Raw genomic sequence first — 14,171 nt, 5'->3', positions numbered from 1 at the left:
CATCATATTTTATACCTTTAAGGGACTATGCTCTCATTTCAATGGTTGTTAATATGTGGAAATCAACTACCGGCTGTTCTATATCAGAAGGTTATGGCCTATCTGAGACTTCACCTGTGGTGTGTTTTAATCAGCCGGGAAAAGAACATTTAGGAACAGTAGGTACACCAGTGCAGGGCACTGAAATTGAACTTTGGAATGAAGACGATCAGATTGTTGAAGAAGGTCAAATTGTGGTTAGGGGTCCACAAGTTATGGCAGGCTATTGGAATATGCCAGAAGAAACTGCGATGGTGATAACCAAAGACGGCTTTTTCAAAACAGGGGATGTGGGCATACGTTTAGATGATGGCACCATCAAAATTGTGGACCGCTTAAAAGACATGATCATTGTATCGGGTTTTAATGTGTATTCGAATGAAATTGAAGATGGTCTCTCTCAGCACGATGCAATTTTAGAAGCTGCAGTTATCGGTGAACCAGATGAGAAAACAGGCGAAAAAGTCTGTGCTTACATCACTGTTAAATTTGAGGTGTCAGAAAGTGATATCTTAACCCATTGCAAAGTGTTGTTGACTGCTTACAAGGTCCCGAAAAAAATCGTATTTATGCAAGAGTTGCCTAAGTCATCGGTAGGTAAGTTATTACGCAGAGAATTGCGTAAATAAACAATATTTAGGATTTTACTTCCCCAATAAAAAAGCGAAGGTTAAACCTTCGCTTTTTTATTGAACCATTCACTTTATGCTTAGGTATGAGCCCCTAAGATCATGTCAGCTGCTTTCTCACCAATCATGATAGTTGGCGCATTGGTATTGCCACTGACTAAGTTAGGCATAACAGAGGCATCGACTACCCTTAATCCTTGTAATCCATGAACCCTAAGTTGAAAGTCAACGACCGCCAAGTTATCTGATGCAGGCCCCATTTTACAGGTTCCAACTGGATGGTATTGCGTGTCTGCACGGTTACGTATGTCCTGCTCTAATTGCTGTGTATTGCCTTTTTCGACAACATACAGCATGTTTTTTCGGATCTTACTGAAAGCATCAGCTTCTAGAATTGTTTGCATTTTCTGTGCGCCGGCCATGATCGTTTGCATATCTCTTGCGTCACCCAAAAAATTAGGGTCTATCAGCATTGTGTCGGTTGGATCTGTGCTGTGTAATGTCACTTCTCCGCGACTTTCAGGGCGACAAACCGTAATGTGACAGCTATATCCATGGCCCATATTTATTTTTCGAGCATGATCATCAACAATCCCAGGGACAAAAACAAACTGAGCGTCGGGGGCACTCAAGCCCTCTTTAGTATGGAAAAAAGCACCTGATTCAGCCAAGGTACTGGTGATTTTGCCAGTCCTACTTTTTTTCCATTGAAACATGGATTTAATTATCCTGAATCCACCAGTTAAAGAAATGCCGAAAGTATCCGCTTTACTGGATACTTTGTAAGTCTGGACATAATCGATATGGTCTTGTAAATTTTGTCCAACCCCGGCTAAATCGTGAATTGTGGTAATGCCCTTGTCGGATAAATGTTGCGCCGCTCCAACACCAGATAACATCAATACTTGGGGAGAGCCAAAGGTGCCCGCACTTAGAATAATCTCTTTAGTGGACTTGATTTCCACTGATTGATTATCTTTTTTATAGCGCACTCCTACGGCTTTTTTATCTTCGAACAGAATTTTTTCAGTAACAGCATGAGTGATAACAGTGAGGTTAGGTCTAGATAAATTAGGGGTTAAAAACGCTTTAGCTGCACTGCAGCGTTCACCATTTTTAACCGTTCTTTGATAAAAAAATGCACCCTCTTGCTCAGCACCATTAAAATCATCTACAAATGGGATGCCATTTTTTTCGCAAGCACTAATGAACATATCATTTAGATCGCTAGCATCAGATGGGTTAGACACACCTAAGGGGCCGTCGCTATTATGAAACTCATTAGAAAAGACTTCATTGCCTTCTGACTTTTTAAAATAAGGCAGTACATCTTCATATCCCCAACCCTCATTGCCTAATGCGGCCCAAGTATCATAATCCCATTTATTTCCACGAACGTACAACATGGCATTAGTGGATGAGCTTCCACCTAAAGTTTTCCCTCTTGGTTGATAACCTTGGCGCCCATTTAAGCCTTTTTGAGGGATCGTTTTAAAGGCCCAATTATTAATTTTAGTCGGCAACATGGCTGCCACACCTATAGGAGCACGAATTAAAACACTGTTATCTGGGCCGCCAGCTTCGAGTAAACACACTGAATTATCAGGGTTGTGTGACAAGCGAGCAGCTAATACACAACCGGCTGAGCCTGCACCAATGATGATATAATCAAATTCCATAAAAGGACCTTTTTTAATACTTATTTATAACTTTAACAGTGAGCGGGGTTTAGAGCACATCTATTAACCATAAAATTTTGCTTAGATGTTTCTGTGATAAACAATTGATTTTCTCTAAATTGGGGCAAATATAGGCTTTAAAAAAATTGATAGAGGCGCTCAAAAGTCCAATAAGCTGATAGGCTGCCAACCACATAAATTATCAAAATATAGAGAACTCCTTTTTTATGTAACTCACCAGAGTTAAAAAATTCGCGGAGATTTTTTTTAGTTACAGCCATTGACAAAAACATAACAAAAAGCAAAACAGATATAAACAATAGCTGACCTATTTCTACGCCTATATTAAAGCCGAGCAGGGCTATGCCTGTCTCTTGTTGAGGTAAACCGATGTCCATCAATACAGCAGCAAAACCAAAACCATGGAGCAAGCCGAAACTGCTTGAGACTAAAATCGGATAACGATAGGTCAAGTTCTCATGTTGTTGTCTTGCAATTTCTGTAGCTAAAAATAATATGCTCAAGGCAATGACTGCTTCTACTGGGGGGATTGGGAAATAAACGAATTCCAACGCTGCCAACGCCAGCGTCAGTGAGTGAGCCAGAGTAAAACCCGTTACGGCCAACAACAATTGCTTCCAGCGACCAGCCGTCAACAATACCAGGCAGGTTACAAATAGTAGGTGATCCAGTCCAGCCCAAATATGTTCAATGCCCAGAATGGTAAATTCTTGCATGACAATATCCTTACTCAGATCTTCAGGAATTTGCCAGCTATTCTGTGATGGTTTTAGTAACTGGGATGACTGTTGCCCGTCACTGTCGGTGAACTGGAACAGGTTGTAAAACCCCGGGTTGCTGGACAGGTAATTGATCTCGACAAGACCACCTTGCATTGAATGCTGACATTGCAAAATAAGGTGTTGGACATGGCTATCGCCAGCCATGACTTCTGATGAATGAAGATCCTTACAGTGCGCTGGAAATTCAAGTTCTGGCCAGGCGTCTAAGCGCCCATTATTTGGCACTCTGAATAACACTTTATATTGATACGATGTTTCTTCTTCCACCTGCACCAGAACCGGTCTGGCATCATCTGCAAAGACGCTGAAATTGGTAATTAGCAGTGCCAGTATTAATATCAGCCTCACTATCTCGTCTCTGCAGAAGGTAAATCAATGACGATTTGATAGGCATCAATTAATGATTGAATGGCTTGGTTTTGCAGTTCCAGGGTTTGCTGACGCTTGAATTCTTCAGAAAGTTCGTCCATTACTTCACCAATTGGCGGATAACGCCCTTCAGTTTGTTCAAGCTTCAGTACCAGGTGATAACCATATGCAGACTGAATGGGGCCAAACCAGTCTTTATTATTGGTTTCGCCAGTGAACAGGTCTTGCGTAAAGGACTCTCCAAAATGGCTCTGAATAAAACTGCGGGAGCGCTTCACATAGTTCAGATGGTAGGGAAAGCGTTCACTGTACTTTGCTGCTTCGGTAAAAGTGGGCATTGATTTGCTGATGAATTCATCCAACTGAGATCCGGCGAGTTCTTGTGCTTGAGTTAGGCCGTGCTTTTCCATGTCAAAAAACACATGGGTGAAAGTTATTGAGGGTTCAATATAATATTCATCTTTTCGCTCTTGATAGAGAGCTTTCAATTGCGCTTGGCTTGCATTAACCAACTGGGAGGTCATGCTACGGGTAAGGTATTCTATTTTACCGACCATCCTGCGCCGGATTAGATTGTCATTTAACTCCATTCCCAGGTTTTTTGCTTCTCGATAGAGCACTTCTTCCCGAATATAGCCGTCAATGAGTTGCTGTCTTTCCTTAGCTGTAAGTGAAGCCAGTTGCTTAGTAAAATGCTCGGTATCAAACATTTTTGCTTGAAATTGCATAAATTCCAGCAGAGCCCGTTCGTCCACCACTACTATTTGGTCATCGATCTGCCATTTATCGTCGGAGACTAAGTTGAACAAAAGAAAAAACCCCAAACCTATGGCTAAAAAATGTACAAGGGGATCTCTGATGATTTTTCCTGACCGCATTAGCTTAATAACCTTAATTCATTGAAACTCATAGTGGATCAGTTTTCCCAATTATATCAACTTTATTTTCGTTAACTAAGTGTGTCATTTGCATCATATATTCACTTAGTGCGGTAATAGTTAATAGTGGGGTTGAACCCTGTTTTTCAGTATGCAAACCAAGCATTTTTCCGACTTAGGAAAAGATATCTTCAATAATACTTATGCCCGAATAGTATAAAGATCACTATACGGGCAAATAGGTTAATACTGATATGAAAATGTTAATCCATAGGTTCTTGGCGCACCTACTACACAACGGATTGCAGTTGTATTGTTTGTCGCATTTACAGCGCCCAAGCTACCCCCTAAAGGTTGGTCAAACATAGTGCTACAGTAGCCCTTATCGGTCAAATTATCGACAAAAGCAGTTAATCTCCAGCCTGCACCAAAATCTTCAACACCTACGCGTAAACTTGCTAGCGAATAGCTAGGTTGAATAGTTTGTGGATTTTGATTAGTTGTCCCGCCAATATTCTGATTATCAACATAACTAATAGCCGGTCGCACAAACAAAGAGAGGTTTGTACTTAAAGGAATGTTCCAGTCAGCTGTCAAGTTAGCCTGTAGTTTCGGTGACCAGTGATTAGCTGTTCCGGTTAAATTTTGAACCGCTCCACCAGGTAAGCCTGAACCATTCGGATAACTGAGGAACTCAGAATCTAAGGTACCTAATCCACCGCTAAAGTTTAAATTATCCGTAGCGCTATATTTAAAATCGATTTCAACGCCTTTTTGACGTAATTCACCCGCATTAGTCGTCACGAAGCTGAGGCCATCGAAGGAGCGTGATTGGAAGTCTTTAATATCAGTTTGATAAAGGGTCACATTTGCGGTTAACGCCTTATCAAAGAATGACGATTTGATACCTATTTCTAGATTTTCAGTCGTCTCATTGGCAAACGTTCTGCGGTCACCTAAAGCAACTAATGTACCTTGAGAGTTGAATCCACCTGACTTAAAACCGGTAGATGCTGTAAAAAATCCCATCACATCATCATTGAATTGATAACGCACGTTAGCCAACCAAGTAACTTTGCTCTCATCAACGTTGAGGTCAGGCGTCGATTCTGGTGAGCGAAATATGGCGGCAAAAGGGTTGTTCAGTTGTTGTTCAAAAGACCCCGTTTTTTCATCGTTGGTCCAACGTACACCAAATGTCGTATCTAAGCTGTCATTTATATGAAAAGTACCTTGGGCAAAGATAGCTAGACTTTCTAATTCCTGCCTAAATTGAGAAGTAACAAATTTATCCTGTGCAAATCCACCACACGCGTTCGCTTGACCTAAAGCCGTCGCCATAGCCGTTGTAGGATCCATACCCGCTGCTATCAATTGTCCCCTTACAATGCCAAAGATTGTCGGTGAACAGTAATCAGAACCTGCATCAAAGAAAGTGTCAACGTCAAAATCTTCTTTGTAGTAGAACAGACCTGCTACGTAATCAAATGTGTCTCCTTCGGGAGATAAAATTTGAAATTCTTGGGAGAAGGTGCCGTTGGAATAGAAGCTATTTCTTGGAACTAAATCAGCCGCTATGCGAAGACTGCTTTCATCTTGGTAATCATTTTCCCAATTTCTGATTGCGGTGATTGATTTGAGTTCAAAATCTGATATATCGATCTTAAATTGAGCCGTTACACCCCATTGGCTATCTGTCGCTTTGTCATCGTTAACCTGATTGACAACATTATCATAAGGATCATCACCACTACCTGCTGGCACGCTATATAGAGCCTGCGTAGTACCTATAAAAAGGGGGCTATTAGTTTCTGGTAATAATTCGACTATCGCACCAGTGTGATTTACTTCTGCAAGGTCCACTGTCAATTTTGCTTCGACTGTGTCTGAAATATCAAACAATAATTTACCACGGAAAGTAAGATCTTCTGCGTCGCCGATCTCTTTGTTAGTCAATTCATTATAACCATACCCATCTCGGTCGGTATAGTTAACACTTGCCAAGCCATAAATAGAATCTGACAACCCACCGGATATTGTCGTGCCAATGTTTAAATCATTATAATTTCCATAACTAACATGTGTATTCGCTCTAAAGTCGTCAGTAGGATCATTGGTTGTTATGTTTAAGGCCCCCATTGGGGTGTTACGTCCGAACAACGTTCCTTGTGGTCCTCGTAAAACCTCTACAGCACTGATATCGAGTAAATTACTAATGACAGAACCGGGTCTTGGGTAATAAACACCATCAATAAAGACCCCAACACTTCCTTCAACGGCAGTATTACCGACCGAACCAACACCGCGAATGATTAAACGTGTGTTAGTCACCTGACTACTGTTACTCATATTAAAGTTAGGGACATGAGTCGATAGGTCTTTTAAATTATTAATACCCGAGCGCGCCATATAATCACCATCGACGACTGTTAAGGATATTGGTACCGACTGTACATTCTCCGCTCGGCGAGTTGCGCTAACGATGACTATTTTTTCGAACTCTGGATCAGCTGATGGTTCATCAGAATCTTCTGCAGCAATGACGGTTATGCTTGTCATAGCCAAGGCTACAACATAAGGCATTATTTTTAGTTTAAAATTCATATAAATCTCTATTAAGGGTTTATTAAGTTTTTATTATTGTGAATAGATACTTTCATTTACATTTAATTAGGGTCAATAGGGCTTATACCAGACAGGAGAGCCCCAAGCTCTTTCCTGAATAAATTCTGCTACTGGGATCGCTGGGTTAACCTTACGTTTTGTCGCAAGTAAATCGTAGGTGCTCCAACGACAGCTTGGATTTTCAAGTGCTCTGCTATAATAAAAAGCAGATTGTTCAGGGTTAAAATTGGGATCTTGCCAAACAACGGAAAGCTGAGTCGCACCTTTATCCTGGGAGATTTCGCAATTATTGCTGTCAACCTTGGCACCGTTGTCCGGGCAGCGGTGAGTATCAGGATCAGGGCTCAATCCGTCGGAGCATGCAACATCAAAGGTCTGCTCGTGAACGGTGCCCTTATCATCCAACCAGCCTTTGATAACTTGTAATCTCTGCAACGGAGCGGTTTGAGGATCACGGGCAGCCCATACCAATAAAGACAAGGACCGTTTTTTCTCGGTCTTCAGTAATGTCCCTCCCATTGGAACGCCAAGGGTATAAAGTGAACTCCAGTCATTGTCAGAGGCCAATGATTTATCCAGATCCCAGCCAGCAAACATTCTAATGCGTATGCGGTTGCCTGAGGTACCAAAGGTCTCACGGCGCTTCAATGCAGAATAGATATCATTCCGAGTATTATTATTAGCCCAGACCCCGGCCAGACCTCCAGGGTTATAGGTTACTGAACCACGGCCTTTTTTGACTTGAAGACCGCCAGTTAGTCGTTTGACTGGGGTTGATTCTGGTTTTCCCTGATGACCCGGATAGCCTTTTTCCATGGTTCCTCCCGGATTACCATTATGAGTATCCGTGCTGGCAATAATGCCATAGGCAAAGGGATTGAAACCGAGCTTTTTTTCTAACTTGAGACCTGTTTTCAAACCGTTTCTTAGCATTGAACTTTGTTGTACGCACCCGACTTCCTGTCCTTCTTTACAGGGATCATAAATCAGTTCAAAGTTACAGAATTCATCCTGAGTACCAATACCCAAATAACATTCTGAATTACCTTTACCTTGATGTATTTCGGCCAGCCGATCAAACTTTGCACGGCGAGAATAATCGAGATTTGACCATTGACTGCCATCCGTATTACTCAAGGCAAAATGTTTTCCCCAGGAAATATTAGAGTTATGCGGAATAGTGATAGCGTCACAATCACCTATGCAATTTTCTTCTAGCCATGCCCAGAGTTCTCGTGCAGAAGGTAAATCAAAAACGCTCATCGCTTCTTCTGTGACGGAACTATTGGCAAATATAATATTGCGGTGTACTGAGCCTCCGCCGCCCTTATAGTTGGGAGTGAACTCAAAACCGTGCAAAGTAGTAAATTTTCCTGGCTGGTTGTATTTTTCAGTCAGCCTCTGCATTTCTTTCCAGGGATTTTTAGCACTTTCGCGACAACTCTGTTTGTTTTCACAGACATCTGCGAGATGTTGTGGTGGATCCAGTGCCAGAGTCTTAAATGCCCTATAGAACATTTTCAGTTCACGCTCTCTGACACTGTTGCAGGTTGCACTGTCAAACCTTGAATTATCGGCATCAAGTAAACAGCGCTCTGTATAAGCAAAAGACTCGGCGTGATCAGTAATAGCAACAAAGTCCAGTGGTATTTTTAACTGGTGCATATTATTTGTGTCACCAGCAATAGCTACAGGCTTACCCATTGCATAAAGTAATGCTTCTCGGGGGCCATTGGTATTTGAAAAAATATAACTGTCCAATGACCAGCTGGTATGAACATGCAAATCACCAAAAAATGCGTTGCGGTCATTATTAACTTTTGCCATCTGTTTGGCTTGAACTGACTCATCTGCTTTTGCTGTCGATATGACGACAGCCAGCAAGATTAAAAGTGGCCATTTCATCATTTTGACATCTCCATAGATAAACCTCGAAATTGTTTCGTATTCAGACGATTAGATCGTTTTTTCCTTTGTAATATTGGACTTAAAAAGAACATTATGGCGTGTACCAGATAGGGGAGCTATAAGCCCTTTCTTGATGTGTTTTTGGTGATTCAGCCGGCACTTCGACGCCAAAACGTACCGAGTCGTAGGTGACCCACCTTGGGGTAGGTATTTCCAACACTCTCACATAATAAAAAGCTTGCAGCGTTGCGTTAAAGTCTGGATCGATCCAGACAGTGCTTAGCTGGACAGAGCCAATTTTATTGGTGTATGACGCATTATCAAGGTCAACTGTATTACCAACCGGCATTAGCTTGCCGTTTTTAGCGATACTGCGTTGCTCACTGTTGCTCCAGGCAACGTCATAGACTTTTTCATGGGTAGAGCCAGCCTTGTCCACCCAACCTTTTACGACCTGTATCCGATCAAGATTCGCGCCCATAGGGTCCCTAGTGGCGGCGATCAGAAAACTAATCGTGGTATTTTCAGGCGCTCTTGCCAAATCCCCGCCCATTGGCACACCTTTCTTATATCCGACATGGGCTAGATTAGTTTTTACTGCATCGGCACTTGTAAACGCCCAACCGCCGAAAAATCGTAGACTGATACGACTGCCTGTGGTGGCATATACTTCTTTACGATTCATGGCATCCCAAATGCCAGCGCGGGTGTTTTCTGTTGACCAAACAGCTGTATAGCCAGAAGCAGCCTGCTCCCACGAATACACCACCTTGTCTCCAGCTTTACCAACAACACCCTTTACCCGGTTTGGTCCTGGTTCCATGCCAGCACTGTGTTTGCCGTAGAAATTATCTTCAGCGGTTGTTGAAAGGGCCGTGTGGGAGTCGGTCGAGCCAATCATACCGAACTTGTAGGGGTTAGTACCCAGCGTGGAACCAAGAGAAATACCTATTTTGAGTGCCGATCGGGCATACTCAGCGGGTAACATTTCCGGTGTTTTTTCTATGCCGGCAAAGTTGCCTCTGTCCCACGTTTCATAATCGGCAAATTCGTCATTGGGAGAGAGCAGTGGATGAGCCTCTCCATCTCCTTTGATTTGCGTGACCTCATAAAGGGGTTCCATACGAGCGCGTCTAGCCGCTGATCGTTCATCGAGTGGTTTACCATCAAAGGATTTTCCATTAAACATTAGACCATTGGAAAGGTTACCGTTGTGAGGAATGGCCAGAACCTGACCCTGTTGTTGTTGTTGATAATCATCCATATAGTCCCATAAAGCTTCTGGATCATCGTTGATATTGCTGGAAAATGGCATTACTTTAGAAACTTTGTCAGCCGCATCTCTGAATATAACCACACGGTGTAAATTGCTACCACCTGGCCAAGAAGACCATTCAAAGCCATGCAAGGCAGTAAATATACCAGGTTTATTGTTTTCTTCAGCAGCCTTGATAAGACGATGCCATGCGGGTTGCCGGATTTCGGTCAAATCGAGTTCATCTGGCCATCCATTCACCAAGCCATCAGCTGATATCGCCAGTTGGGAGCGAATATCGCCTTTTTTCTGTAAGGCGCGCCACTTTTTCAGTTGTTCGTTCTTCATCAAAAGGGGAACTTCCTTTGCAAGCATTTGCATTGAGCCCAGCCCCTCGGCATGATCAGCAATAACCAGAAAATCCAGTGGTCTTCTCAGACGAGCTTTCTGCCCGTGAGTAGCCATTACAGTGCCACCTCTAGCGAAACGGAATGCATCCTCTGGACCGAGCCGCACGCCTAAGTTATTAGCATCCTGTGATAACGTTGTGTGAAGATGAGTATCCCCCCAAAACACCTGCTGAGGATAATCAAGCTCTATTGTTGGTGAGTAGACCACAGCCTTAATTTTTGAAGTATTATGCTCGACACGCTTTTCAGCCCAAACAAGACTATTGTGACCAAGGCATGCGTAAAACACAGTGCAAATGCCCAACCTTCCAAATATATTCATTTTCATATCTACTCTCCTGAAGATTTCATTGTGAAATTATCGTCGTACATGCAGCTGAGAAACATCGATTCATGACGGATATCCGGTGATTTTCTGTATCTTCTGATAGCCCGTTTGTAAACTCCCGTACATACCGCTGTATACTTCTTTGTAAAGACGGTCATATACTTGTTGGTGTTCAGGGTTTGGTTTGAATACATCACCAGAGTGCACCATTTGGCTAACCGCTATTTTAAAGTCAGGGTAAACATTGGTGGCCACTGCACAGGCTATAGCGGCGCCAAGCCCCGATGTTTCAAAAGTATGGGGGCGATGTACATTCATCCCAAAGATATTGGCACTGATTTGCATTACTTCATTACTCTGTGAGCCGCCACCGGATATGTTTAAAACATCAATAAGATTTCCGGAACGTTTTTCCAGCAATTCTTTACCTTCCTTTAACGCAAAGGTGAGCCCCTCAATAATTGAACGATAAATATGGGCTCTTGTATGCATTTCGCCAAAACCAATCATTGCCCCCCTGGCTGAAGGATCTTTTGCAGATGTACCTGCTCCCCAATAGGGTTGTAATACTAGTCCTAAAGAACCGGGGGGAGTAGAGCGTAGTAATTCATCCAGCAGAGTTTCAGGCGTGGTGTTTTTTTCTTTAGCCAGCAACCGTTCCTGTAGGCCAAATTCTTCCTTGTACCAGGTCACCATCCAATATCCTCGATTGATCATCACTTCAGTATTGTAGGTTTGGGGAATGATGCCTGGATACGCTGGATGATGTGGTACAGGCTCCAAATATTTGTCACCAGCGATATTCAATGTCGCGGTAGTGCCATAACTTAAACTTCCGATACCGGTTTCTATACAACCTGAACCGAGGACTTCACAAGCTTTGTCTGAACCAGAAGCGATGACAGGTACGCCCGCCGGTATGCCGGTATCTCTTGATGCTTCAGTTGTGATATAACCTAAAACTTCTCCAGCTTTAACTAACTCAGGTAGCATGTCAGGTCTCAGTGTTGGAATAGCGCGCCATTTCCAATCGTTCGTCTTTGCCCAGCCTAGCTTTTTGAAATCAAAAGGCAGGTAACCTACCTGGCTTGCCACTGCGTCTTTGTATTGACCTGTTAAGCGAAAATTATGGTAACCCGAGAGCATTAAATATTTGTGTACCTGTTGCCATACTTCTGGTTTGTTCTGAGCAAGCCAATTGACCTCAGACTGTGCATGGAAATCGTCTACGGAAGGTTTCACTTTCAGTAAACGCATCATCATATTTTCAACAAAACCTAATGCGGGTTTGGTATCTACTTTTCTCCGATCAAGCCAAGTGATTGCCGGGTATAGAGCGTCTCCATTCACATCTAGGGCTATAGCGGTGGTGCGTTGGGTCGTCACTGACACAGCAGCGATGGATTCTTTGGGAGCATTTAGTTGCTGCAATACTTGCTGGCAAGCCTTACAAAGCGAGTCCCAATAATACTGCGGATCTTGTTCAGCCCAACCCACTTGAGGCTCCACGTAAGGCTCAATATTTATCTTGCTTTTTGCCAGCAACTGACCTTGACGGTCAAACACCAAAGCTCTGACACTTTGAGTTCCGTTATCAATGGTCAAAAAATATTTCGATTCACATTGGTTCATTTCTTTTCATCCGGCAAACTATAGTGAGAACGCCAGATTTCCTGATAGCGCTGCAACTCATTACGCCATTTTTCATCGCTGTAACCTAACTCTTGTTTAAACATATCCTGCAAGCGAGAAAACACGGCCTCTCCTCCCTTCGGTAATACCAATCCTAGACGCGTGCGTCGCAATAATAGATCATCTAAGTGGTATACCATTTCGTGTTTCAAGGCCCATCGACACTCAGCAAAACTATATTGTGTCCCATCAATCAAAGCCAGTTCATCCGTTATTGCCGTCACTAGTAGTTCGCTGGCTTTTTCACCATAGCGACCTATTAATCTCCTAGCCCTCTCGGGGTTTTCTGGAAGCAATTCCTCAGCTTGAACAGATACTTTTGCAAAAATTCTATCATCATCATTACTCGTAGATGCTGGTCTCAATTGTTCGCTAGCAGCCTTAAGTGCGTCCAGAGCAATGGTGCGAAAGGTTGTTAGTTTACCTCCGCTAACAGTAACAAGTCCTTTATCTATCCAGACCGCATGGTCGCGTCGTTCCTTAGAGGGATCTTTAGATTTATCACTTCCAATAACCGGCCTGACTCCTGCCCAAGTGGAAATAATGTCATCTCGCGATAAAGCTAAATCTGGAAACTCAAAGTTGGCAGATTGCAGTAAATAATTAAGTTCTTGATTTGTAATTGATGGCTCAATATCTAAGTCACCAGAGTGATCCAGGTCGGTAGTTCCCACCAGCACAACACCTTCCCAAGGATAAATAAATACACCGCGATTATCCACGGGGTGAAAAATGACAAGTGTGTCGAATATAGGTAGTCGAGAAGTCGCAATCACTAAATGACTGCCGCGCAATGGTCGGATACGTTGTTCCCCATTTACCTTATTACGCAGTTTATCTGCCCAAACCCCGGTACTGTTAACTACAACCTTTGCTCGCAAATCAAAGACCTCGCCATTCACGCTATTTTCCACAGTAACGCCACTGACCTTATCTTGGTGGATAATCAGATTTTTAGCTTTTACGTAATTCAACATCTGTCCACCGTGGCTGCTTGCCTCCTGCAGCAGGCGCAATACCAGACGGGCATCATCTGTGCTGGCATCAGTGTAATACCAGCCACCCTTGAGTCCTTTTGTCCTGATCCCTCTAAATCGCTCTTGTATTTTGTCACTGGCGTAATAGCAGGCATCTCTAACACCAGCCATGTAATCATATATTTTAAGAATAATAGACATTGACCACCTTCCTGGAAAACGGCCTTTACGAATGATAAAATAAAACCCGGCGCGCTTAACCAAATCTGGCGCTTCAGATAACAGACGTTCGCGCTCAGTCAGTGAGTCCTTTGTTAGCGCAAAGTGTCCAGAGGCCAGATAACGCAGACCACCATGAACCATCTTCGAAGAACGACTTGAAGTACCCCAAGCAAAGTCTTTCTGCTCAATAAGTAGGCTACGATAACCACAGCGAACCGCTTCCCTAAGAACAGCTGCGCCAGTAATGCCTCCGCCAATAATGATGAGATCCCACTCAGGTGCATCAGCTTGACTGATTTCATTAACCAACGTTTTACGATCAGAAAAAATACTATTTATCGAGCTCATTTATACCCC

Annotated in this window: 8 protein-coding genes and 1 pseudogene; 1 reads left to right on the top strand and 8 read right to left on the bottom strand. The window is 43.0% G+C overall.

Features of this window, described 5'->3' with window-relative positions:
* Nucleotides 1–29 precede the first annotated feature (29 nt).
* Nucleotides 30–668 (top strand): annotated as a pseudogene (locus CXF95_RS21905) (AMP-binding protein); the annotation flags it as partial.
* Between the two features lie 80 nt (nucleotides 669–748).
* Here CXF95_RS21905 and CXF95_RS21900 read toward each other — a convergent pair.
* The 8 genes from CXF95_RS21900 to CXF95_RS21865 all read right to left on the bottom strand — a co-directional run bounded on the left by CXF95_RS21900 (nucleotide 749) and on the right by CXF95_RS21865 (nucleotide 14,162).
* Nucleotides 749–2,347, bottom strand: a complete 1,599-nt coding sequence (locus tag CXF95_RS21900; RefSeq protein WP_101200687.1) for a GMC family oxidoreductase — start codon at nucleotides 2,345–2,347, stop codon at nucleotides 749–751.
* Between the two features lie 137 nt (nucleotides 2,348–2,484).
* A complete protein-coding gene (locus tag CXF95_RS21895; protein ID WP_101200686.1) occupies nucleotides 2,485–3,498 on the bottom strand; it encodes a HupE/UreJ family protein in 1,014 nt (337 codons plus the stop codon).
* Nucleotides 3,498–4,328, bottom strand: a complete 831-nt coding sequence (locus CXF95_RS21890; protein ID WP_198556670.1) for a peptidyl-prolyl cis-trans isomerase — start codon at nucleotides 4,326–4,328, stop codon at nucleotides 3,498–3,500. Before CXF95_RS21890 ends, CXF95_RS21895 begins: the two co-directional genes overlap by 1 nt.
* Before the next feature lie 312 nt (nucleotides 4,329–4,640).
* Complete coding sequence (locus CXF95_RS21885) at nucleotides 4,641–7,001, bottom strand: TonB-dependent receptor (protein WP_101200684.1); 2,361 nt, start codon at nucleotides 6,999–7,001, stop codon at nucleotides 4,641–4,643.
* A gap of 72 nt (nucleotides 7,002–7,073) precedes the next feature.
* Nucleotides 7,074–8,930, bottom strand: a complete 1,857-nt coding sequence (locus CXF95_RS21880) for a DUF3604 domain-containing protein (protein ID WP_101200683.1) — start codon at nucleotides 8,928–8,930, stop codon at nucleotides 7,074–7,076.
* Nucleotides 8,931–9,021: 91 nt separating this feature from the next.
* Complete coding sequence (locus tag CXF95_RS21875) at nucleotides 9,022–10,923, bottom strand: DUF3604 domain-containing protein (RefSeq protein WP_198556669.1); 1,902 nt, start codon at nucleotides 10,921–10,923, stop codon at nucleotides 9,022–9,024.
* A 63-nt stretch (nucleotides 10,924–10,986) separates the two neighbouring features.
* Entirely contained in the window at nucleotides 10,987–12,555 is a 1,569-nt protein-coding gene (locus CXF95_RS21870; protein WP_101200682.1) for an FGGY-family carbohydrate kinase, read from the bottom strand.
* Nucleotides 12,552–14,162, bottom strand: coding sequence for a glycerol-3-phosphate dehydrogenase/oxidase (locus CXF95_RS21865; RefSeq protein WP_101200681.1), 1,611 nt, complete (start codon nucleotides 14,160–14,162; stop codon nucleotides 12,552–12,554). The genes CXF95_RS21870 and CXF95_RS21865 overlap by 4 nt, the downstream gene beginning before the upstream one ends.
* Nucleotides 14,163–14,171: the final 9 nt, after the last annotated feature.

Source organism: Paraglaciecola sp. MB-3u-78 (assembly GCF_002835935.1).
In the GTDB taxonomy this organism is placed as follows: domain Bacteria; phylum Pseudomonadota; class Gammaproteobacteria; order Enterobacterales; family Alteromonadaceae; genus Paraglaciecola.
Note: the sequence above shows the minus strand (reverse complement) of the source record. Positions and strands in the feature narration are given on the sequence as shown.

Excerpts from the sequence above, each read along its gene's own strand:
- CXF95_RS21865 (WP_101200681.1), bottom strand. The coding sequence starts at position 14,162 with ATGAGCTCGATAAATAGTATTTTTTCTGATCGTAAAACGTTGGTTAAT.
- CXF95_RS21880 (WP_101200683.1), bottom strand. The coding sequence starts at position 8,930 with ATGATGAAATGGCCACTTTTAATCTTGCTGGCTGTCGTCATATCGACA.
- CXF95_RS21900 (WP_101200687.1), bottom strand. The coding sequence starts at position 2,347 with ATGGAATTTGATTATATCATCATTGGTGCAGGCTCAGCCGGTTGTGTA.
- CXF95_RS21875 (WP_198556669.1), bottom strand. The coding sequence starts at position 10,923 with ATGAAAATGAATATATTTGGAAGGTTGGGCATTTGCACTGTGTTTTAC.
- CXF95_RS21885 (WP_101200684.1), bottom strand. The coding sequence starts at position 7,001 with ATGAATTTTAAACTAAAAATAATGCCTTATGTTGTAGCCTTGGCTATG.
- CXF95_RS21870 (WP_101200682.1), bottom strand. The coding sequence starts at position 12,555 with ATGAACCAATGTGAATCGAAATATTTTTTGACCATTGATAACGGAACT.